Genomic DNA, 1,282 nt, shown 5'->3' on the forward strand with positions numbered 1-1,282 from the left:
CACAGGACTTACGCAGTGACGCTATATGTAGCGTACTAAGGAGAAGCGCGATCGCCAACCCCAAAAAAATCTGGAAATGGAGAATAATGAATGTTAAAATAGCATCAGAATTCATGCCCAAAACTATGAGCATCAATTATTTATACTATTGCCAGTATCTCCTGACTAGCCAAATCAATTATACTCTAACCAACTTCGCTGAACATATTCAAGAGTTTAGCCATGATACAATTAATCGTTACTTGAATTCAGAAAACTTAACACCCGAAGTGATTTGGGAAAAAGTGCATTCAGAACTTCCTCGCCATCCCGAAGCTTGTTTGGTTTTTGATGATACGGTACTCGACAAGAGATTTTCCTCGAAAATTGAACTTGTCCGCCGTCAATATAGTGGCAATGAACATCGAGTGATTCGAGGAATTGGTTTAATAAGCTGTATTTATGTAAATCCCGAAACGGGATACTATTCAGTGATTGATTATCGAATTTACGATCCAGATGGGGATGGTCACACCAAGCTGGATCATGTAGCAGATATGCTGAATGATGTCGTCTTTAAAAAAAAGATTCCTGTAGCGAAAGTGCTTATAGCTGGTATGCAGCCCAAAAGCTAATGGCTTTGATTGATAATTTGGGGAAAATTTATTATGTTCCGCTCAAAAAAAACCGGTTGGTTGATGATACAGGAGGTCAAAAAAAATATCAGCCTATTGAACAGTTAATTTGGTCTGAGATTGAAAAAAAACAGGGAAAAATAATCAAAATCAACAAATTTCCTAAGGATAAAAAAGTCAAACTATTTCGGGTGACTGTTTCTGCCAACAGAACGGAATATGTAGCTACAAATGATTTAAATCAGTCTTCAATAGATGAAGTCATATCTGAATGTAAACGGCGATGGAAAATTGAGGAATTCCACCGAGAGATTAAACAATTAACCGGGATCGAATCTTGTCAATGCCGTCGAGCGAATATTCAAAAAAATCACATTGCTTGCGCTTTATTGGTTTGGGTTTTTCTGACTCGTATGGCTAAGAAAGTTTCTCAAACTGTCTATCAGTTAAAAGCTGGTTTATTAGCAGATTACCTGAGCCAAGAGCTTAAACATCCCTCTCTGAAACTTTCTTTTATTTAGTTTACTCATCAATTCAAACACAGATTGATTCTCTTTATTATCAGCGATTTGCACGTAGCGTGCCGGAAGCATATCGTGCTTCTGTCTGAATCAAGCGATCGCCTGATCCTTAATGCGCTATATATAGCGTCCTTGCGTAAGTCCTGA

At 37.8% G+C, this 1,282-nt stretch carries 1 pseudogene; it reads left to right on the forward strand.

The features are described 5' to 3' along the window. Nucleotides 1-125 precede the first annotated feature (125 nt). Nucleotides 126-1,135, forward strand: a pseudogene (locus AM228_RS31450) (transposase). Nucleotides 1,136-1,282 lie beyond the last annotated feature (147 nt).

Origin of the sequence: Planktothricoides sp. SR001 (genome assembly GCF_001276715.1) — a bacterium.
Lineage (GTDB): Bacteria > Cyanobacteriota > Cyanobacteriia > Cyanobacteriales > Laspinemataceae > Planktothricoides > Planktothricoides raciborskii.